Genomic DNA, 22,256 nt, shown 5'->3' on the forward strand with positions numbered 1-22,256 from the left:
CAACCAACGATTTGCAAAACTTTTGAATTTATTTCATTTGCTCAGATTCTTTGTCATCCAAAAATTGGTGAGAGAAAGCTGATTTGCTCTCCGTTTTTGTTCTTCCGTTACTATATACCCCCTTTGTTCAAAGAATGGACGGGCTGTTAAACTTACTTCTGATGTAATCCGTATGATTCCTGTTGCAGTTGCATACCGTTCTATTTCATTTAGAAGTATCGTAGCAATACCTTTACCTTGAAAATCTTTATGAACAAACATAGAATGCAAATAACCTTGTTGGGTAATAGATGCAAAGCCGACAACCTGTAACTGTTGATTAGTTGCTACAATGAAAAAATGCGTTCTAATCATTTCTTTTATATGGGAGATATCGTTTCCGCACGATGCCCAATCTTCCACTTCTGCTTTTGAATAATCACGCCTGTTTATATTGAGGACTGTATCTTGAAATAAGTCTTTGAGCTCAAGGACATCAGCAGGTTGGGCAATTCTAATTGTAAAATCTGTATTCATATTCTTAACACTCATATTATCTATGGCAAGGCTTTATATACTTGATAATTGCTATTTATCAATAGTTATCAAACACTACAATACAAATATATGGACATTTCTCAGATAAATATGTTTTATTACCGGTTTATGTTTAAGTAGATGTGTTTATCGTCAAAAAAAGGGATGCCCGGCTTTCGGACATCCCTTTCTTGATTCTGCTTTCTATTATTTCTTATCGCAAAGTTCCTTGCTGTGCTTCCTGTACCATTTTTGAGTTGGGAAGGATAAGGATTTCTACTCGGCGGTTCAAAGCACGTCCCTCAGGAGTGCTGTTATCGGCAACCGGTTCATGTACTCCCTTGCCTTCATAAGTCATGCGCTTACTGCTCACACCTTGGTCTTCCATCAGATAATCGAATACGCTCTTTGCACGTTTTTCTGACAACGTCTGATTATAATCAACTTTTCCTGTATTATCCGTATGTCCTATGATTTTTATGTCCGTATCCGGATTTGCATTCAAACTGGCAGCCAAGTCACGCAACGCACTCTTGGAAGCGGCACTGACAGTGCTTGAATTGGTTGCGAACAAGATACCCGAATCAAACGTAACCTTCAGTGCCTCGCCATTATTAATGGTTTCGACAGTCGTTTCTTCCGGCAACGTAGCTTCCAATTCCTTCTTCTGTTTGTCCATCTTTTTACCGATTAGGGCACCTGCAGTACCGCCCACGGCAGCACCGATTATCGAACCCAATGCAGTATTACCAGCCAAAGCACCGACTCCGGCACCTACAGCCGCACCTCCGCCGACTCCGATAGCCGTACCTTTAGCGGTATTATTCCATGTTCCACAACTCGTAAAAACGACTGCCATACAAAGCAGTAAAACTGATAACAACTTAAAATTTCTCATCTTCTTATTCTTTTATAAACTATATTGTAACTATACAACAGTCTATTAATCGAACATGTTGATGGAATCGCAATATTCAAGTTCTCCCTGTACAATAAAAGTGATGTCTTCAGGTGAGAACTTGCCTACACCGTCTTTTTGCGCATTCTTTACAACAAACCCGATCAATTCATCTTCATCAATATCAATTTCAGCATTGTCATCGGAATTTTCATCAAGGAAACCCTTCGACTCATAAAATTCATAAATCAGATCCACAATATAATTAATATCGTCATTACTGAATTTTCCTTTCAATTCCTGGGGAAGATAGTTCTGGATAAATGCTACAGAATCATCTTCATCATAAATTAAATCATCTTTGTCACTCATATCTTTTTAATTTTTGGTTGATAGATGCTACAAACATAAACAAAAATATTCGTTATCCATGCAGGCATCTCAAAAAATCAATCCGAATACCTTAAACAGATTCCTAAAGCATAGCATTACGGGGACTAACCCTATGCATTAGCCATCGTAACACATAGGGTTAAGTAAACTACCTTTTACCGCTTCTGCAAGCAATTATCACAACACCCGCATCGCGCCCCTTCCATGCCAAAATATTCGGAAATAAACTCCTGACGGCAACCATGAGTCTCAAGATATTCAACCACCTTTTCGATTCGCATCTTGAAAGCAGCCAAACGATTTTCATAAGATGCAGTCGTAATGACAAGACGGTCCAAAGGGACGCGGATCATCTTAAAAGTGATCCGGGGTTCTTTTCGAGGAGGGACATAATAGAAGCCGACATTCCGCAGATACCCTAAGACTTTCGCCACCTCACGAGCTTCCAGCCCGGTTTTTCGCGCCAGCATATCGACACTGACGAAAACCCCGGTAGAAAAAAGACCTTCATAATTTCGTAAAACCTCAACAGCGACTTTGGCTGCCGGAGAATCGTCACTCAGGAAACGATCCATCATCCAACGAGGTTGGTCATACCGCAGATAAGGTTGTGAATTAGGATAGGGTTCAAAAGTAAGATAGTTCGACAAAGATAAAATTTCAAGAGAAGAACGTAAACGACCTTTATCGAAATGCCAATCTCTCAAAAATTCCGGTTCGTCGAGATAGACCGACACCCCTTCCCCATCACCTTCCGCGATCTGGAAACGGTTGCACAAAGCTTCATAAACCCGTTTGATATATTCGATTGTCGGGAAAGCATTGGAAGGACGCCTTTTTATATCCGTTATGTCCTGCGGTCCCAACAAAGCGACAGCGTAGGCCCGTTTCCCGTCACGACCAGCACGTCCCGCCTCTTGGTAATAAGCCTCCATCGAGTCAGGAAACTCCGTGTGGATCACCACACGCACGTCCCCTTTATCAATCCCCATTCCGAACGCGTTAGTGGCAACCAGCACACGCGTAAATCCTTTTACCCAATCGGCCTGCCGCTCTGTCTTCAGAACCGGGTCCAGGCCAGCATGGAAATATTCAGCAGAAATGCCCGCCGCCCGTAATTTTCCGGCATATTCTTCCACTCCTTTGCGGGTACGGCTGTAGATCACCGCGGAGCCGGGTACGGCAGATAAGATATGACAAATTTCCTTTAATTTATTGTCTGTCTTACGAACTACAAACGAAAGATTCTTCCGCTCGAAAGAGGTCTTGAATATCCTATATCCTTTGCGAAAATGGAGCTGCTCGCAGATATCGGCAACCACAGCTGCCGTGGCTGAAGCTGTTACGGCAATTACCTGAACATGCGGTATGACGTCGCGGATATCCGCGATCAAACGATAGTCCCGGCGAAAATCGTTTCCCCATTGGGAGATACAGTGCGCTTCATCCACGACCAGCAAATTCACTTTGCGGGACAAGGTCTTCAACTTCTCCTGAAACAGTTCGGAGGAAATACGTTCGGGAGAAATATAAAGGAACTTATAATCTCCCAAGATACAATTATCCAGTTGTTGCAAAATCTCCCAATGCGGCATCTCCGAACTGATAAACGCCGACAGAATGCCTCGCTTTTGCAGGTTCTTCACCTGGTCCTTCATCAAAGCGACAAGCGGACTGACCACAAGGCAAATACCCGGATTCGCCAATGCCGGAACCTGGAAAGTAATGGATTTACCTCCTCCTGTCGGCATAAGCGCCAATGTGTCGTGCCCGGACAGAATACTGTCTATGACTTCAGCCTGTCCCGGCCGAAACCCGTCATAGCCCCAGTAATGTTTCAAAACTTGTAATGGATTGTGCATTGTATCGAACGTTTCTGCAAAGATAGGACATCCGAACCAACAAAAAAAGGCCTGCCCCCTTTTGAGAGCAAGCCTTTTACATAAATATATATCAATCAAACCATCTTCGGTCAGTTCTTAAAGACCAGGCCGCTACCGTCGCTGTCGATTATAATCGGGCGATCTTTATTGACCGTTCCGCCCAGCAACTCTTTGGACAATTCGTTCAAGACATACTTCTGGATGACACGCTTTACAGGACGGGCACCGAACTGCGGGTCGAACCCTTTGTCCGAGATAAACGCCAGAGCCGCGTCTGTAAATTCCAGGGCTATGCCATTCTGAGCCAGCATCTTCTTCACGCTATTCAACTGAAGGGTAACGATCTTGCGGATCTCTTCTTCGTTGAGCGGAGTAAACATGATGATGTCATCGATACGGTTCAGGAACTCTGGGCGAATTGTCTTCTTCAGTAATTCCAACACCTGGACCTTCGTTTCATCCACTACCTGATCGTGCGTTTCGGGTGTCATCTTCTCGAAGTTTTCACGAATCAAGGACGATCCCATGTTACTGGTCATAATAATGATCGTATTCTTGAAGTTGACGACACGTCCCTTATTGTCGGTCAGCCGTCCATCATCCAATACCTGCAAAAGGATATTGAATACATCCGGATGAGCCTTTTCGATCTCATCAAATAGAACGACCGAATAAGGTTTACGGCGGATTGCTTCCGTCAACTGGCCACCTTCATCATAGCCGACATATCCCGGAGGCGCACCAATCAGACGAGTCGCACTAAACTTTTCCTGATATTCACTCATATCGATACGCGTCATCATATTCTCGTCGTCGAACAGATATTCCGCCAACGCTTTGGCCAGCTCTGTCTTACCGACACCTGTCGTACCGAGGAAAATAAATGAACCGATCGGTCGTTTCGGGTCCTGTAATCCGGCACGGCTACGACGCACTGCATCAGCAATAGCACTGATGGCCTCCTCCTGCCCGATCACACGCGTGTGCAATTCAGATTCCAGATGGAGTAATTTTTCCTTTTCACTCTGCATCATCTTGCTGACAGGAATTCCCGTCCAACGAGATACCACATCGGCGATATCTTCACTGTCCACTTCCTCCTTGATCATGGCGGAAGCACCTTGCATCGTCTTCAGTTTCTCCTGGACTTCCCTGATCTCTTCCTCCTTTTGTTTGATCTTTCCGTAACGGATTTCGGCTACTTTACCGTAGTCGCCTTCACGTTCGGCCTTATCGGCTTCAAACTTCAGGTTTTCGATATCAATCTTATTCTGCTGAATCTTATTGATCTGCTCTTTTTCGCTTTGCCACTGAGCCTTCTGTTTCGTTTCTTCGTCCTTCAGGTCGGCAATTTCCTTATTGAGCTGTTCCAGCTTTCCTTTATCATTTTCACGCTTGATCGCTTCACGCTCGATTTCCAGTTGCTTGATACGGCGGGAAACCTCGTCGAGAGATTCCGGCACAGAGTCGATCTGCAAACGCAAACGGGCTGCTGCCTCATCCATCAGGTCGATCGCCTTATCGGGCAAGAACCGGTCAGTGATGTATCGTGTAGACAACTGGACGGCTGCAATGATGGCATCATCTTTGATACGGACCTTATGGTGGTTTTCATATTTTTCCTTCAAACCACGCAGGATGGAAATAGCATCCAATTCGTTCGGTTCGTCCACCATAACAATCTGGAAACGACGTTCGAGCGCCTTATCCTTCTCAAAATACTTCTGATATTCATCCAGCGTCGTCGCACCGATCGAACGCAATTCACCACGAGCTAAAGCAGGTTTCAGGATATTGGCGGCATCCATCGCACCTTCGCCCTTACCGGCACCGACCAATGTATGGATCTCATCGATAAAAAGAATGATTTCCCCATCCGATTTAGTCACTTCACCCACTACAGCTTTCAAACGTTCTTCAAATTCGCCCTTATATTTGGCCCCGGCAACCAAAGCTCCCATATCCAAAGAGAAAATCTGTTTCGATTTCAAATTTTCCGGTACGTCACCCCGGACGATACGATGAGCAAGCCCCTCGGCAATCGCCGTCTTACCAACACCCGGTTCACCAATCAAAATCGGGTTGTTTTTCGTACGACGACTCAGGATCTGAAGTACACGGCGAATTTCGTCGTCACGACCGATCACCGGATCCAACTTGCCGCTACGGGCACGTTCGTTCAGATTGATCGCATATTTCCCCAGTGCATCATATGTGTCTTCGGCCGACTGGCTGGTTACTTTATTCCCTTTCCGCAATTCTTCAATCGCTTGGCGTAATTCATTCTCCGTCATACCGGCATCTTTCAGAATTTGAGAAGCAGTGCTCTTTTCCGTGAACAAGGCCAAAATAATCGGCTCCAAAGACACATACTGGTCTCCCATTTTGGATGAATAGCCGATTGCTTTCTGCAAAACAGTATTTGCTTCACTTGACAGGTAAGGTTCTCCGCCTGATACCTTCGGTAGCGAACTGATCTGCGCATCCAATACACGATTCAGATTCTGGATATTGACACCCAGTTTCTGGAAGATGAAATTGGTCACACTTTCACCCGTCATAATGACACCTTTCAGCAAATGTACGGCTTCGATCGCCTGCTGCCCATTCTGGGTAGCAAGTTGCACGGCCTGCTGAACTGCCTCCTGTGATTTAATTGTAAAATTGTTTAAATTCATATAGTTATACTCCTTTCAATTCTATTTTTATTTCTAAATTCCACAGACATTCCTACAAAACAAGTACCAGAAACAAAATATGCCATTTTGTCATATATTTTAAAACTTCGCATTAAAAGAGCCTGTCGAACAGTCTCGTTTCACGCCGTTTTTTACATGTTTTCGGGAAAAGAACAAGGCGGCTGGGAAAAAGGTTTACTTTTACCTTGTCAAGACGGGACTTTTCTACTTATAGAATTTCAGAAATATAAATCTAAGAAATATCTTCGGCAATAGTGTATCCTAATTCCCGGTCATCATTCTTATCTTGGAAAAAATAGGCATTCCCTTCAGGAGATTCAATATAATAAAGGTTTGTATAAACAAAATCGGGATTGTCCCGTTTCAAGACCCTGGCCACATTATCAGGGACTTTCGTATCTAAACTGATTTCATACCTTGTCTCTTTCCAAAAATAATAATCAGTTTCAACCTCTCCTCTAAAAGAAACAAATTTAAGGGTGTCGTTATGAAGGACAAAATAATCATAATATCCTCCATTATTCTGATATCCTCTAATTTCAGAACCGTCATATTTCTTATAGATAAAGTCAAAATGAGCCTTCGGCAAATCAACAAACCAGGTAGAGTCATTCGGTGTCCATGTATATACAGCCAAGAACATCCCGTCATCATTCAGACAAACGTAATGTGTCATATCTTTAACATTTTTCCACTGATACAGGAAATGTAATGTATAAAGGCTTCTATCCATCCCCTCCCGCTCCGTTTTGTATATATTTTCAAATTGGGCAAAACGATACTTGGAATTTTCAAAAACAGTTTGTGCTTCAAGCGAAAGCTGGTTGAAATCAGCAATCTTCGTGCGAGTCATTTTCCAAATATCATCCACATACCAGATCGAAGCTTCATTTTGGTCTTTATCTATAACATTTATTTGAGAAAAATTCGAATATTCCTGATAATTCAGGATTTCCACAGAAGGATATCTTTTTGAGAGATCAGCCTTAATCATCTCCGGGATTTCATCTTCAATCAATTGCTCTTCCTTATCACACGCAGTAATGCATATGGATAACAGGCATGCCATGATATAGTACAAAAAGGGAACTCGTTTCATATTCAAATGTATAAATAGGTTTTCATCAATAAAGAATATCGCAAATGTACAAAAAAAGAAATCCTACAATCATATTTTTTGATAAAATTCTTCAACAACTTCGACAAAAGCCTCTGGCAACCGTCTCAACACTTCGATTTTCCAATCTTCAGACATTCCATAAAAAGCTTCTGCTATCCCTCCCGTAATGCAGGCCAACGTGTCTGAATCGCCACCGAGAGAAATGGCCAAACGAATTGCAGTTTCAAAATCCGTACTTTCCAAAAAAGCGACAATCGCTTCCGGGACAGTTCCCTGACAACTTGGGTTAAAGCAATAGTCCGGCCGGATCTCGTCACAGGAAAAATTCAAATCATATAAAAAAGTCGTTTCAATGTATTCCCGGATAGCTTGCTTGCTTTTTCCTGTACGAGCCAGATAGATGACAGCAGCCACAGCTTGAGCCCCTTTGATCCCTTCCGGATGGTTATGGGAAACGGCAGCCGTTTCTTCAGCCACTTGCAATGTTTTTTCCAATGAACCAAAAGCCCACCCAACTGCGCTAACCCGCATAGCCGAACCATTCCCCCAACTGTTATAAGGCTGTGGATTCGTTTCACAAAGCCATTGCCCGAAACGTGCTCCATAGCCTCCCATCGGACACGGAAACTCCCTGCCATAACGATGCATAACTTGCACGAGATTCCCTCCATACAATAGCCAGTCAGTCACGGCAACCGTCATAATCGTGTCGTCCGTATAATTGCTTTTCCTGGTAAATAACGGAAAAACCGTTGTCTTTATATTATCAAACTCATATACGGAACCGATAATATCTCCGGCTATTGCTCCTATCATATTACTCTCATTTTTATTCGGACATAAAAATACAAAACAACCTTCTATATCCCAAACAGAAAGTGAAGTGACTTTCCAGCCTGAAACCTTCCGGCGGCATTACCCGCATAAATCTCTCTACCCGTGAGCGTCAACTTCTTCACCGGAGCTCCGGTTTTAAAATTCAAATCTTTGAAATTGATCCAAAAAATATCGGGGCTAAGCGTTGACTCGAAATAATACACTTTATTTTTTTGATCCGCTACCGTACGCCAGCGAGTCGAAGCAATATTAGGCTGTTCGGGGATAGAGATTCCCAAAGGAACCGAAACATTGCGCATCACACTAAAAACTCCGGCAACAGCCTGCCTGAAATTATCGGTTTGCGGTAATGCCTGGATATAAAACGATGCACGGACAAAGCGATCAGAAGCACGGTTTGTCCCGGGTAGCATAACCAGACCGCCAATCTCTTTCCAGTAATCATTCAAAGTCAACTGTTTGTCATAGGTAGGGGAATTTGTCATTATCTGGCATTCTCGTCCCTCATGAATAATCAGATTGCCGTTGATATATTCAAAGATGGCACTATTCCCGGTCGCATCCGAAATCGAGAGGTGCAAAGTCGATTTTGCTCCGTTAGGTAAATCAGGGTCATCGATACGGAAAGTTTCCAGGCTCAATTCATTCACAGCTTCGTCCACCGTCGCAAAATTATCCAAGACATATTGTGTCCAGATGCTCAATCCCATCACCGGACGACTATCATTCGGACGATGATAAGAGGATTCGGTCAAGAAAAGCAAGTTCGCCACCAGGCCTTTCTCATTCATACCGTCACAAACTCCGATATCATATCCGGCAGTCACGACACTCCCATATTTGGAAGTCCACGTCACCGTATTGTCCGTAACCCCTCCCCGTTTCTCCATTCCCCGAGGGAAAAGGTAAATATTCGATTGCGGATCCTCTTTCCAATCCATCGTCCGCCCTGTCACGATCATATCATCCGGTCCCAGATAGACCGCACGCGTACAAGCTTTGTTTTGCTCTGCAAAAAACATCATGCCTAAAGCTACCACTGAAAAGACGGCTAACTTATTTCTTTTTGCCATAACTATAATTTTAAATATGTCCAAACTATATTTATAACAGGGATATGAGAATGATAGTTCCAGTTGTTCAAAACAACTTGTAACAGAACAAAATCAACAATCCCTCCTTTTTACACCATTTTTCTATTTCATCGAAAATTCCGATCCATACTGTTCTTACGTTTTGGCAAGATTAGGATGCCCTATTAATTCAATTTAGATAGGAAAGAGGTGTCATTTTGATAACTGTGCCGAAAGTTTCCTCCCTGTGAAAAAGGAGAAATTATATTTTGGTGAGGTTACCTCACTGAAAATATGTCAATAGAAGAAAATACATTACATTTGTCTTATCATTAAAATAAGTATTAGGAGATGAAAATTATAACATACAATGTAAACGGCCTGCGTGCCGCCGTAGGAAAAGGATTGCCCGAATGGCTGGCACAAGAACAACCCGACGTACTTTGCCTGCAGGAGACCAAGTTACAACCAGAACAATATCCAGCCGAAGCATTTGAAGCACTTGGCTACAAAGCATGGCTTTTCAGTGCACAGAAGAAAGGCTACAGCGGAGTCGCAATCCTGAGCCGCCGAGAACCGGACCATGTAGAATATGGAATGGGAATCGAAAAATACGATAACGAGGGGCGTTTCATCCGGGCCGATTTCGGGGATCTGTCGGTGATCAGCGTTTACCACCCTTCGGGTACGAGCGGCGATGAGCGTCAGGCATTCAAGATGGAATGGTTGGAAGATTTCCAGAACTATGTAATGGAACTACAAAAATCGCGTCCGAAACTGATCTTATGCGGAGACTACAATATCTGCCACGAACCGATTGATATTCATGACCCAGTACGCAATGCGACGAACAGCGGCTTCCTTCCGGAAGAACGGGAATGGATGACTCGTTTCCTGGATGCCGGCTATATTGACACGTTCCGCCTCCTCAACCCGGACAAACAGGAATATACTTGGTGGAGTTATCGTTTCAGCGCTCGTGCCAAAAACAAGGGCTGGCGTATTGACTATTGCATGGTCAGCGAACCGATGAAAGCACAAGTGGAAAAAGCGTATATTTTAAATGAGGCTGTTCATTCGGATCATTGCCCGGCAGTGATCGAGGTGTCGTAAATCAAATTCCGCACTGCCTCTTGATAATCTGCCAACCGGGAACTTTTCAATATTTTTTTCCGGAGCCGTTTCTCTGCATCCGGCAACAGGTAATCCCAAAGGGTCTTCATCTTGTCGAGTACCTGGTGTTCGCCTCCCTCCAGACGGAAAGAATAGCCCGCTAACAGTAAGGTATGGAAAGCAGACAACTTCTCTATCTTCTCCTGAGCGGTAAGCGGGGTATCGGATATATATTCCGTTGCCAGCCAAGGAGAAGACAGCAGACCACGTCCGATCATGATACCTTTCAAACGGGGAAAACGTCTGGTTAACGAACGAATATCCGGCAAAGTCCGGATGTCTCCATTATAGAAAAGCGGAAGCGTGCATGAATCATAAAATCGGGAAAAGGCACTTAGGTCAGTCTTTCCTTTATATTGCTGCGTACCGATCCTGGGATGCAATGTGAGATGTGTGAGGGGCAATCCGTTCAAAAAAGGAAGAAGCGCTTGCGCCTCCTCAGGAGAATCCCAACCTAACCGCAGTTTGACCGAGAATTGTATCTCCGGGAATTCAAAAATCGTTTCCAACAACACTTTCACCTCATCCGGATAAGGCAGGATACCCGCTCCCCGATGTTGTCGTGCCTGCATCGGGAAAGGACAACCCAAATTAATATCAGCATGCCGGTACCCTGATTCACGAAACAAACCGGCAATCCGGCGGAACTCTTCGGGCGAAACTGCGATCATCTGGGGAACAAGTGAGGCGGATGTATTTGCTTCCGGTACAAGATCCCGCAACTCCTTATTGCGAAAGCCAGTCTTTTCGAGACGGACAAACGGAGTGTAATAGGTTTCGACACCTCCGAATATTTGTGCATGTGCTTCCCTATAAACCGAGTCGGTATAACCCTGCAATGGGGCAAAATGAATAACATACGGTTCCATCATTCCGGAAACATTTCAGTGAAAAGTGAATGAAGACGTGCTTTGGCCTCTTCAAAATCCTGCTCCATCCCCATCTCTTTCTCAAGCGAAGTAACCCCTTTATCTTTAAAACCGCAAGGGTTGATCAAAGAGAAGTAATCCAAGTCGGTATTTATATTCAAAGCAAAACCGTGCATGGTGACAAAACGGCTGCTTTTCACACCGATCGCACAAATCTTACGGGCTTTTCTCGGTACACCAGGATCGATCCACACACCTGTAGCTCCCGCGAGCCGCTCCCCTTTAATGCCATAGATAGCTAAAAAGCGGATAATGGTTTCTTCCAACCTGTCGATATATTGCTTGAGTCCCAACTTCCAGGTATCGAGATCGAAGACCGGATATCCGGTAATTTGTCCGGGACCGTGATACGTGATATCCCCTCCCCGGTTGATATGGTAGAAAGAGATACCTCGCTGCACAAGCAGTTCTTTCGGGATCAGTAGGTTGGTGTCCTTACCACTTTTTCCAATAGTCAGTACCGGCTGATGTTCGCAGAAAAACAACCGGTTTTCCCCGGTCCTGCCTTGTGCTTTCGCTTCCAACAAAGCGTTGAAAGCAACCGTCTGGCGTTCCAGTGCCTTCTCATATTCGATACGTCCGAGGTCGTGATATATAAAATGACTCATATGATTATCGTTCTTATGTAAATATTTTTTTCGGGCAGACGGACCGTCGTGTCGGATTCCGCCCGGAGCTTCTTCCGTCTACGCACCTTCCTACTGCCGGATTCAGAATCGGGATCACCACTGTCATACCCCATTTCGATCTTAAGCAGTTTCCCCATCAGCGACATGATCTTCGTCTGCCGTTTCAGCATATAAGGAGAAGGTTTTGCAGAGTTGAACTTGCGGGGATTCGGCAAGGTCGCAGCGATCAAAGCCGCTTCCGCCTTTGTCAGTTTATAGGCCGGCTTTTTGAAATGAGCCTGTGCGACTGCTTCAGCACCATAAATACCGTCTCCCATTTCGATCGAGTTCAGATAAACTTCCATGATACGTTCTTTCCCCCAAATCCATTCGATCAGGACGGTGAAATAAGCCTCGATGCCTTTGCGCAAATAAGTCCTTCCGGGCCAGAGAAACACGTTCTTGGCAGTCTGTTGCGAGATAGTGCTCGCTCCTCGTACACGTTTGCCTTTTTCGGCATCGGCACGAGCTTTCTGAATCTGTATCATATCGAAACCGTCATGGTCGAGAAAAAGATTGTCTTCCGAAGCCACGACCGCCTGTGCCAATGGCTGGGCAATTTGTTTCAAAGGCATCCATTTGTGTTCCAGCTTGATGGACTTGCTATCCCGCACCTGTTCGTAGACGCGGATGAACATCAGCGGAGTGTAGTAAACAGGTATGAACTTATATGCCACCACAGCCAACAAACTAGAAACAAACAGGAACAGCAACAGGTTCCGGCTTCCTATCAGTATTTTTTTCAATATGCGCATCGATTCTTGTCTTTTCGGACAGCAAACTTACGGATTTATTTCCAATATTGTTCCATCTGCTCTAGTGTCCTACCCTTTGTTTCGGGAACGAATTTCCAGATAAATAGGGCAGCCAGAACTCCCATGACACCATAAACCCAGTAGGCCATGCCATGATTGAACGTATCGGTCAGATACTGGTTCTTATCGAGCATCGGGAAAGTCCAGGAGACAAGGAAATTGGCAATCCACTGCCCGGCAACGGCAATACTCATAACAGTCGAACGGATCGTATTCGGGAAAATCTCTGCCAGCAATACCCAACAGACCGGCCCCCACGACATCGCGAAACCAGCCGTGTACACCAACATACAAACCAACGAACCGATACCGACAGAATGCGTATAGAAAGTCGTCCCCAAGATCATCATCGAGACGGCCATGACCAATGCTCCGATAATCATCAACGGACGGCGACCGAACCGATCGACCGTAAAGATAGCCAGCACGGTAAAAGAGAGGTTCACGGCTCCTACCACGATCTGTTGTAACAAGGCGGCATCAGTGGCGGCCCCCATTGTCTTAAAGATCTCCGGCGCATAATACAACACGACGTTGATCCCGACAAACTGCTGGAAACCGGACAAAAGGACACCGACAAATATGATCAGCACGCCGAATGAACGCACCGGGAAGACCAGAGATACAAAAAAGCTACCAATCAAAGCGATCTCCAAAGCACTCGTGTTTCCAGCCAGTTCCAATGCTCCATACAAAAGCAGAAACAACACCAGCCACATCCCCATAAACAGAAAATAGGGACGCATGGAGGGTTCCTGTTTCCTGAAACTTTCTTTTATTTCCACCAATTCAGGTGCTGCTCTTTCTTTTCCCATCAAACGATCCAATACAGACAGTGCCTTATCCATCTTACCGCGCATCACCAAATAACGAGGCGTTTCCGGTACAAACATCAGAAGGGCCAGAAAGAGCAAAGCCGGGACGATTTCGGACGCGAACATCCAACGCCAGCCGATCGTATGCAACCAGGCGGCATCTCCCTGCAACGCGATACTGTAATTCACAAAATAGACGACAAGCATACCGAAAATAATCGCGAACTGGTTCCATGACACCAGATTTCCTCGTTTCTCCGCCGGGGCCATCTCAGCAATATACATCGGGGAAACCATAGAAGCCAAACCGACTCCTACTCCTCCGACAATCCGGTAAAACACAAAAAGGTACATGAACGTGTGATCTCCGCTACCAGGCATCCCGACAAACAACTCCGGCCACGCCGAACCGATTGCCGACAACAAAAACAGGATGGCAGCCAACACAAGCGTAGGTTTCCGTCCATACCGCTGGCTGATCCAACCGGCAAAAGAAGCACCTAAGATACAACCGATCAGAGCGCTGCTCACAACGAATCCTTCAAGCGCATTTGCCTGATCCAATGGTAGCCCGAAAGGTTCGATAAAGAATTTACGCAGCGATTCAACCGTCCCGGATATCACCGCTGTATCATATCCGAATAATAATCCCCCCAATGTCGCCACAAGGGTAATTCCAAAAATGTAATAGTTGTTGTTTTTCACGATAGAGATTCATATAGGTAAATAATGTTTTATCCGTTACTTTTGGTTTGATTCAAAAGTAACGGATAAAATTATTTATATGTTATTAAATGTACTGATTGATAATCATCTCATACAATTCCTGCTTCCCGCTGATTTGCTTCGGTTCGCCAGAGGCAAGAGCGATTGTACGCAGGTCTTCGAGGAGAAGTTTACCTTCTTCGAACTTCTTACCGTCACCCTGGTCGAAACTAGCGTAACGTTCGGCACGCATTTTCTTGTAATCAGAATGTTCCAGGATATCGGCAGCAGCCATCAAAGCACGGGCAAAAGAATCCATACCACTGATATGAGCCAGAAAAATATCATCCAGATCGGTCGAGTTACGACGTGTCTTGGCATCGAAGTTCGTACCTCCGGTAGTCAAGCCGCCTGCTTCGAGAATAACCAGCCAAGCCTGTGTCAGTTCGTAGATGTCAACCGGGAACTGATCCGTATCCCAACCATTCTGATAATCACCACGGTTGGCATCGATACTGCACAACATACCGGCATCGGCGGCAGCCTGAAGTTCATGCTCAAATGTATGCCCGGCCAATGTGGCATGGTTCACTTCGATATTAATGGCAAAATCCTTGTCGAGACCATAATGGCGCAAGAAGCCGATAACCGTTTCCGTATCCACGTCATACTGGTGTTTAGTCGGTTCCATCGGTTTAGGCTCTACCAGGAAAGTTCCTTTGAACCCGTTCTTGCGGGCATAGTCACGTGCCATCGTCAACATCATGGCAAGATGTTCCTTTTCGCGTTTCATATTGGTGTTCAGCAAGCTCATATAGCCTTCACGTCCCCCCCAGAACACATAGTTTTCGCCACCTAAGGCAATACAAGCGTCGATCGCGTTCTTGATCTGCGTGCCGGCACAAGCCACAGCAGGGAAATAAGGATTTGTGGCAGCCCCGTTCATATAACGTTTATGCCCGAACACATTGGCGGTAGACCACAACAGCTTCTTCCCCGTCGCTTCCTGATGTTGTTTGGCATATTCGACCATCGTATGCAGGTCCTTTTCAAATTCGGCCAACGTCGGTGCTTCATCTACGACATCCACATCGTGGAAACAATAGTAAGGTATGTTACATTTCGTCATAAATTCGAAAGCAGCATCCATCTTATACTTGGCACGGGAAATACGGTCTGCGCCCGCATTCCAAGGAAATGTCTTCGTTCCGCCACCGAACTGGTCGGCTCCCTCCGCACATAATGTATGCCAATAGGCCATAGCGAAACGCAGGTGGTCTTTCAGAGTTTTACCCATTACGACCTTGTTTTCATCATAATAATGAAAAGCCATCGGATTTTTTGACTCGCGTCCTTCAAATTCTATTTTTCCAATTCCCGGAAAAAATTCTTTTTCACCTTTAAAGTAATTCATGATAATAAGTATTTTATTGATTATACAATGCTTTCGTTTATTACGCCAATGCTTTCTCCAACCGTTCTTTCCAGACCTCGAAAGCCCCGCAGTATTTATCCGCTTTCAGTCCGTCCGGCTCTATCACATTGATCTTTTTCAGGGAAGCAAACGCCTCTTCCGCCGACGCATAGATGCCGGCCCCGATACCGGCGCCTTTGGCAGCCCCGACAGCCCCGTTCGTATCGTAAAGTTCGATCACCGTTCCTGTCACACCAGCCAACGCATCCCGGAAAATAGGGCTTAGGAACAGGTTGGCATTACCGGCACGGATCACCCCGATATCGATCCCCATCTCATTCATGATATCCATGCCATATTTGAAAGAGAAGACGATCCCTTCCTGTGCGGCACGAGCGATATGAGCTTTATTATGAATGTTGAAATTCAGCCCGTGAATGGAGCAATCCACCTGCTTGTTCTGTAACATACGCTCCGCACCGTTCCCGAAAGGCAGAATCGAGAGGCCCTCCGAACCGATCGGAACGGTCGCCGCCAACTCGTTCAAAGCAGGATAGCTTATACCTTCCGGAGCCACATTCCGCTTCACCCATGAATTGAGGATTCCCACACCGTTGATACATAAGAGGACTCCTAAACGTGTCTGGTCTGCCGAATGGTTCACATGCGCAAAAGTATTCACTCGGGACAGCGTGTCGTAGTTCACCTTGCCATTCACACCGTACACAACCCCTGACGTACCGCCCGTAGCAGCTATCTCACCCGGGTTCAGGACATTTAGCGACAACGCATTGTTGGGTTGGTCACCGGCCCGATAGGTAACCGGCGTACCCTTCTTCAAACCCAACTCCGAAGCGACCGATCCGAGCAATTCCCCCTGCACACCGAAAGTCGGACGGATATCCGGAACCAGTTCCTTGCTGAACCCGAAATAGTTCATCAGATCTTCAGAAACGCTATTATTCCGGAAATCCCAGAAAATTCCTTCCGAAAGGCCTGAAACAGTCGTGACAATATCGCCCGTCATGCGCATGGCAATAAAGTCACCAGGCAACATGAATTTATGCACCTGTCCGAATATCTGCGGTTCATACTCTTTTACCCATGCCAATTTGGAAGCCGTAAAGTTTCCGGGAGAATTCAAAAGATGTGCCAGGCATTGCTTTTCGCCGATCGACTTGAAAGCGCGATCCCCATAAGGCACCGCACGACTGTCGCACCAGATCACCGACGGACGCAGCACCTGCATCTTCCTGTCCACCAATACGAGCCCATGCATCTGGTACGAGATGCCGATCGCATCTATCTCCGTTCCCTTGATGCCCGCCTTCGCGATCGCACCCTTTATCGCTTCTTTCAGATACATCCACCAGTCATCCGGATTCTGCTCCGCCCATCCGGGACGCACGGCTTTGATCGCCGCCTCTTCTTTCGGATAAAAATCAGAGGCAAGCGTCAACCCCGTATCTTTATCGACAATAGAAGCCTTCACCGAAGAACTTCCGATATCACAACCTAATAAACACATACTATATCATATCTTATTAAACTTCGAATGCAACTTGTTATATTTCACCTTATCGAACCGGTAATAGCGGGCTGCCCGATGATTCACTCCCGTTTCCACTTCATCCGTCTGCACGACATATTCCATCGCCGTCATCTTTTTATGGAAATTGCGTACATCTATCGTCTTATTATAAATGATCTCAAAAATGCGCCGCAACTGATAGGCCGTAAACTTTGACGGAAGATAATCGAAAACGATACCCGGTTCGACATCCACCCACCGCCGTATCTCTTCGCCGGCAGCTTCAACAATTTCCTTATGGTCGAATGGCAGATGTGGCAATTCATTTATAGGTGCCCAGATAAGGGTATCGGACATCTCCCCCATCGTCATTTTCTTCCCGAACTTACACAACGCCAGATAAGCGACCGTCACGATTCGTGTGATTTTCATTTTGGAAGCATTTTCCAGCCATTGCACATCCTCTTTATTCTTGGTACGGGCAGGAGAGCCGAAACTGCGGAACTGTTTCAAGGCTACACGTTTCAGACCTGTCGCTTCGTTCAAGACACGATAAGCGGCCGTATCCAGATCTTCACTCTCATAAATCAAGCTTCCCGGCAATTTGTAGTGTTTCTCGTTACTACCGGCAACTTGTCTTTCGACGAGCAACACGCACAGTTTATCTTCGTTTGCCCCAAGCAATACGCAATCGACCGAAACGTGCGGATAAAACATTTCATGCTTATTTTCCTGTGTTTCCATAATATCCCAATAAAGATTCTCCGCAAATATAAGGTTAAAACGACATACGACATAATGTAATTCGAACAATATCTACTCAAAAGGCTAAAAAGCCCGTTATTTAACATACATTATCACTCACAGAAAAAGGAACTGTACCAAACCTGAACTTTAATGCGATTATCCGGAAAGGGAAGAAACTTCTAACATTTATTCAATACATTTGTTATTAAAAAAAGACGTACTATGGATATCAAACATCTACAGTTCTCATTCCGAATGTACTGGGCGAATATGAAGGGCTTGCTGAACATGGTGGCCGAAGGAATCATACTCGTCGCCTCTCTCGCCTCCCTCTTCATCCTGGTCTATCAGTTCGGATTCAAATATTCGGCCCATGTCACCCATATGTTGGAAACCAGCCGGGTTTACCTCCTGCTGGCTTTCTTTACCGGGATATCGCTTCGGTATATTTTGAAATTCAAAGAGATCATACAAGAGAAAATGTTATACCTGGATATCGGCATTTATTTTTTCCTCTTTGCCGTGCTATCGGGCAAAGTATTCTTCAAAGAAGCCATCCACCAGTCGCTGCCCTACCTCGGTTTCCTCACGGAACCGCTGTTCGTTTATTTCCTCCTGCTGTTGCTGAGCGCCATCCATTTGTCGCGGCAGACATTCACGCTGTTACAAAGCCATATCAAGCCGTCCCTCCTGTTCCTGCTGAGTTTCGTGTTCGTCATCCTTGTCGGTTCGGGATTGCTGATGTTGCCAAACGCCACGGTGCACGGGATTCATTTCGTAGATGCCCTGTTCATCTCGACCACCTCCGTCTGTGTGACCGGACTGACGACAGTCGATGTGGCAACGACATTCACGCATACAGGACATATCATCATCATGTTTCTTATCCAGATCGGCGGTATAGGAGTCATGACTTTCACCAGCTTTTTTGCCCTTTCTTTCATGGGGCATTCATCTTTCACCAGCAAGCTCGTTCTGAAAGACATGCTGAACGAAGACCGGGTGAACGGGCTGTTCCGGGTGATCCTTAACATCCTGTTCGTGACACTGTTTATCGAAGGTGTAGGGGCCTACCTGATTTATCTGGATATAAAGGGAGGGCTGCCGGGAGGCACGCAGGAAGAAGTGTTCTACGCTGTGTTTCATGCCGTTTCGGCTTTCTGCAATGCTGGGATCTCGACGCTGAGCGGAAACATGTATGACCCGCTGGTCGCCCAAAAATACAACCTGCATGTCTGGATCGCCCTGCTCATCGTATTCGGCGGGCTAGGTTTCCCGATTGTTTTCAACTACCTGAAGCTGTTACGACATCTGCTTGTCAATACATTCAAGATCGTAATCGGACAGCAGAAGCATTATATCCATACCCCCAGAATTATCAATATCAACACGTACATCGTGATGATCAGCACGTTGGTATTGCTTGCCGGCGGTACATTTTTCTACTATCTGCTGGAAATGGACAATACGCTCGCCGGATTGCCGTTCAGAGGACAGCTTGCCAATGCATTCCTGGGAGCCGTCACCCCGCGTACGGCCGGATTCTGCGTCGCGGATATGGGGACGCTGGCCACCGGGACGCTCATGCTGACGCTGATCCTGATGATAATAGGCGCCGCTCCCATGTCTACCGGCGGCGGTTTGAAAGTAACGACCGTCTGTGTCGCCCTGCTGACCGCGCACAACGCCGCCCGCGGGAAAGAGAATGTGGAAATCCGCAAACGTGAAATATCACCGGAAACCATACGCAGGGCTTTCGCCACAATCGTTTTCTATTTCTGCTGGCTGGGGGCGGCCGTCTGGATATTGTCCATTACCGAAAAAGACGTATCGGTCTTCACCTTGACCTTCGAAGTCGTGTCGGCACTCAGCACGGTAGGGTTAAGTTTGAACTTCAGCCCGTTACTGAGCATTTCGGGAAAACTGGTCATCATCTTCACCATGCTGGTCGGACGTATCGGCATACTGGCCTTCTTTATCAGTTTCTACAAGGAATACAAAAAGAAGAATTACACCTATCCACAGGAAAATATATTAATGTAACATAAAGAATACAATATGAAATATTTAGTAATCGGATTAGGAAACCTGGGACGCGCCATCGCCGAAAGCCTGACACGCATCGGCAATGAAGTGATCGGCGTAGATATCAACCCGCACAAGACCGAAGCGGTCAAACACACCATATCCGGAGCAATCAGCCTCGACACGACGGACAAAGACGCCTTGAACACGCTACCACTGAACGAGATGGATGCCATCTTCGTCACCTTCGGCAAGGACTTCGGGACCTCCATACAGACTGTAGCCCTGCTAAAGAACTTAGATGTGAACAAACTGATCGTACGAGGGATTTCTCCCATCCACGAGGCAGTGATCCGTTCGATCGGTGTAGCGGAGATCATCACTCCGGAAGATGATTTCGCCGGTATGTACGCATCCCAATCCTTACTTGGGGAACTCTTCAAACAATGGTACAGAGTGACGGACACACACCATCTCTACAAGATAAAAGCACCTGTCACCTTTGTCGGACAGACCCTGCAGACCATAGACATAGAAGAGAATTTCGGAGTGCGCCTTGTCGGCATCGAACGCCCCAAGACAGAACGCAACCTGATCGGGTTAAAACAAACCCAATACTCCGTCATCGACAAAATCACCGGAGACCTGAGAGTCGAAGAAGGTGATCTGCTCATCCTTTTCGGCAAGATGGAAGTGTTGCACAGGCTGGCAGATATCTGACGCCGGTTTATTCTTTCTGAGGTATCTTGGAAACCAAAACCTTATCTATACGGGCGCCGTCCATATCGACGATCTCGAATTCGAAGTTCAACCAGCTCAATTTCTCACCGGTCTTCGGAACCCGTTCCAGAATCTCCAGGATCAGGCCGCTGAGCGTATTATAGTCATGCTCGGCATACAAATCTTCCATGTCGAAATATTCAAGGAAGTCATAGAAGTTGTACTGCCCGTCCACCAGCCAGGTCCCGTCGGACCGCTCGACGATCTCGGCTTCTTCCCCCACATCGGGAACCTGCCCGATCAGACCTTCCATGATATCTTTCAAGGTGACGATCCCCTGGATGCCTCCGAACTCGTCCGTGACGATGCCATATTTCACACGTGCCTGCTTGAACTGTTCCAACGCATTATACACACTCTGGTTTTCCGGCATAAACTCCGCCGGACGAATCACCTGCGACAAAGAGAAATCCGGCTCGTCGATACGGCCGAACAAGTCTTTCAGATAGACGACGCCTTTGATATCGTCAAACTTTCCGGCAGCAACCGGATAGATGTTGAAAAGATTTTCCTGGACTTTCTCGCGTATCTGCTCGATACTGTCCGTCAGGTCCAGCCAGACAAGCTCGCTGCGGTGTGTCATGATAGAACCGACATTACGGTCGCCCAGATTGAACACGCGTTCCACGATGTCCTGCTCGACTTCCTGCACTTCGCCGACATCAAAGCCTTCTTTGACAATTGCCTTGATCTCCTCCTCCGTCACCTTGTTTTCTTCAGTCGCATCGGTTCCGATCAGTCTGACGGTCAACGCCGTACTCTTGGATAACAGCCACACGAAAGGCGAGGCGACCAGCGAAAGGAAATTCATCGGTTTGGCAACGAGCATCGACACACGCTCAGCATAGCCCATACCGATACGTTTGGGGACCAGCTCGCCCATAATCAATGTCAGATAAGTGACGATCACGACAATTGTGGTTTTGGAAACTCCCAACGCATAAGGTTCCAGAAAAGGAATGCGGCGGACATGCTCGGCCAGGTCATAGGCAAAAGCCTCGCCCGAATACAAACCGGTCAGAATACCGATAAGCGTAATCCCGATCTGGATGGTAGAGAGAAACCGGTCCGGTTCGTTTGCCAGCTTCAAAGCAGTCTTGGCAGATTTGTTTCCACGTTTTGCTTCCAGCTCAAGACGAGCCTTACGAGCTGACACCAAAGCAATTTCCGACATAGAAAGAAGGCCGTTCAATAAGATAAGACCGATAATAATAAATATTTCCATTTGCTATATA

Annotated in this window: 19 protein-coding genes; 3 read left to right on the top strand and 16 right to left on the bottom strand. The window is 46.1% G+C overall.

From position 1 onward, the window contains the following. Positions 1-33: 33 nt before the first annotated feature. The 8 genes from KTG12_RS13380 to KTG12_RS13415 form a co-directional block, all read right to left on the bottom strand. Positions 34-516 carry a GNAT family N-acetyltransferase gene (locus KTG12_RS13380; protein ID WP_138272996.1) on the bottom strand — a complete coding sequence of 161 codons (483 nt, stop codon included), beginning with the start codon at positions 514-516 and terminating at the stop codon, positions 34-36. 214 nt (positions 517-730) lie between these two features. Continuing rightward, on the bottom strand, positions 731-1,414 hold the full coding sequence (locus KTG12_RS13385) for an OmpA family protein (protein ID WP_005647177.1): 684 nt from the start codon (positions 1,412-1,414) through the stop codon (positions 731-733). Between the two features lie 45 nt (positions 1,415-1,459). Next, a complete protein-coding gene (locus KTG12_RS13390; protein ID WP_005635220.1) occupies positions 1,460-1,786 on the bottom strand; it encodes a hypothetical protein in 327 nt (108 codons plus the stop codon). Positions 1,787-1,962: 176 nt separating this feature from the next. After that, positions 1,963-3,669 carry an ATP-dependent DNA helicase RecQ gene (locus KTG12_RS13395; protein WP_138272997.1) on the bottom strand — a complete coding sequence of 569 codons (1,707 nt, stop codon included), beginning with the start codon at positions 3,667-3,669 and terminating at the stop codon, positions 1,963-1,965. Between the two features lie 110 nt (positions 3,670-3,779). Continuing rightward, the gene (clpB, locus tag KTG12_RS13400) at positions 3,780-6,368 is read right to left on the bottom strand and encodes an ATP-dependent chaperone ClpB (protein WP_022321493.1); all 2,589 of its coding nucleotides are present in this window, start codon (positions 6,366-6,368) and stop codon (positions 3,780-3,782) included. A 253-nt stretch (positions 6,369-6,621) separates the two neighbouring features. Further along, complete coding sequence (locus KTG12_RS13405; protein ID WP_138272998.1) at positions 6,622-7,488, bottom strand: hypothetical protein; 867 nt, start codon at positions 7,486-7,488, stop codon at positions 6,622-6,624. Between the two features lie 69 nt (positions 7,489-7,557). Continuing rightward, positions 7,558-8,325, bottom strand: coding sequence for an ADP-ribosylglycohydrolase family protein (locus tag KTG12_RS13410; RefSeq protein ID WP_022321492.1), 768 nt, complete (start codon positions 8,323-8,325; stop codon positions 7,558-7,560). A gap of 44 nt (positions 8,326-8,369) precedes the next feature. Further along, the gene (locus KTG12_RS13415) at positions 8,370-9,419 is read right to left on the bottom strand and encodes a linear amide C-N hydrolase (RefSeq protein WP_119215948.1); all 1,050 of its coding nucleotides are present in this window, start codon (positions 9,417-9,419) and stop codon (positions 8,370-8,372) included. Between the two features lie 351 nt (positions 9,420-9,770). Here KTG12_RS13415 and KTG12_RS13420 point away from each other — a divergent pair, with 351 nt between their 5' ends. Next, positions 9,771-10,532 (top strand): exodeoxyribonuclease III, encoded by a 762-nt coding sequence (locus KTG12_RS13420; protein ID WP_005647183.1) that lies wholly within the window; start codon positions 9,771-9,773, stop codon positions 10,530-10,532. On the opposite strand, the gene KTG12_RS13425 is transcribed toward KTG12_RS13420, so the two are convergent. From KTG12_RS13425 to KTG12_RS13455, 7 genes are all read right to left on the bottom strand, one after another. Beyond that, positions 10,502-11,464: a tRNA-dihydrouridine synthase family protein gene (locus KTG12_RS13425; RefSeq protein ID WP_138272999.1), complete on the bottom strand. Its 963-nt coding sequence runs from the start codon at positions 11,462-11,464 to the stop codon at positions 10,502-10,504. The genes KTG12_RS13420 and KTG12_RS13425 overlap by 31 nt on opposite strands. After that, a complete protein-coding gene (lipB, locus tag KTG12_RS13430) occupies positions 11,461-12,129 on the bottom strand; it encodes a lipoyl(octanoyl) transferase LipB (protein WP_005647185.1) in 669 nt (222 codons plus the stop codon). The genes KTG12_RS13425 and lipB overlap by 4 nt, the downstream gene beginning before the upstream one ends. Continuing rightward, positions 12,126-12,944, bottom strand: coding sequence for a monofunctional biosynthetic peptidoglycan transglycosylase (mtgA, locus tag KTG12_RS13435; RefSeq protein WP_138273000.1), 819 nt, complete (start codon positions 12,942-12,944; stop codon positions 12,126-12,128). The genes lipB and mtgA overlap by 4 nt, the downstream gene beginning before the upstream one ends. Before the next feature lie 35 nt (positions 12,945-12,979). Beyond that, positions 12,980-14,524: a D-xylose transporter XylE gene (xylE, locus tag KTG12_RS13440; protein ID WP_005648710.1), complete on the bottom strand. Its 1,545-nt coding sequence runs from the start codon at positions 14,522-14,524 to the stop codon at positions 12,980-12,982. Between the two features lie 85 nt (positions 14,525-14,609). Further along, positions 14,610-15,938, bottom strand: a complete 1,329-nt coding sequence (xylA, locus tag KTG12_RS13445; protein WP_005635242.1) for a xylose isomerase — start codon at positions 15,936-15,938, stop codon at positions 14,610-14,612. A 40-nt stretch (positions 15,939-15,978) separates the two neighbouring features. Beyond that, entirely contained in the window at positions 15,979-17,466 is a 1,488-nt protein-coding gene (locus KTG12_RS13450) for a xylulokinase (RefSeq protein WP_122202708.1), read from the bottom strand. A gap of 6 nt (positions 17,467-17,472) precedes the next feature. Next, a complete protein-coding gene (locus KTG12_RS13455) occupies positions 17,473-18,213 on the bottom strand; it encodes an NUDIX domain-containing protein (RefSeq protein ID WP_138273001.1) in 741 nt (246 codons plus the stop codon). A gap of 225 nt (positions 18,214-18,438) precedes the next feature. On the opposite strand from KTG12_RS13455, the gene KTG12_RS13460 reads away from it, so the two are divergent. Next, positions 18,439-20,259 (top strand): TrkH family potassium uptake protein, encoded by a 1,821-nt coding sequence (locus KTG12_RS13460; protein ID WP_129943164.1) that lies wholly within the window; start codon positions 18,439-18,441, stop codon positions 20,257-20,259. Positions 20,260-20,274: 15 nt separating this feature from the next. After that, positions 20,275-20,961, top strand: a complete 687-nt coding sequence (locus tag KTG12_RS13465; protein WP_005647197.1) for a TrkA family potassium uptake protein — start codon at positions 20,275-20,277, stop codon at positions 20,959-20,961. A gap of 7 nt (positions 20,962-20,968) precedes the next feature. Here KTG12_RS13465 and KTG12_RS13470 read toward each other — a convergent pair whose 3' ends face one another. Further along, positions 20,969-22,246, bottom strand: a complete 1,278-nt coding sequence (locus tag KTG12_RS13470; protein WP_005635249.1) for a hemolysin family protein — start codon at positions 22,244-22,246, stop codon at positions 20,969-20,971. Positions 22,247-22,256 lie beyond the last annotated feature (10 nt).

Source organism: Parabacteroides sp. MSK.9.14 (assembly GCF_019041495.1).
Lineage (GTDB): Bacteria > Bacteroidota > Bacteroidia > Bacteroidales > Tannerellaceae > Parabacteroides > Parabacteroides merdae.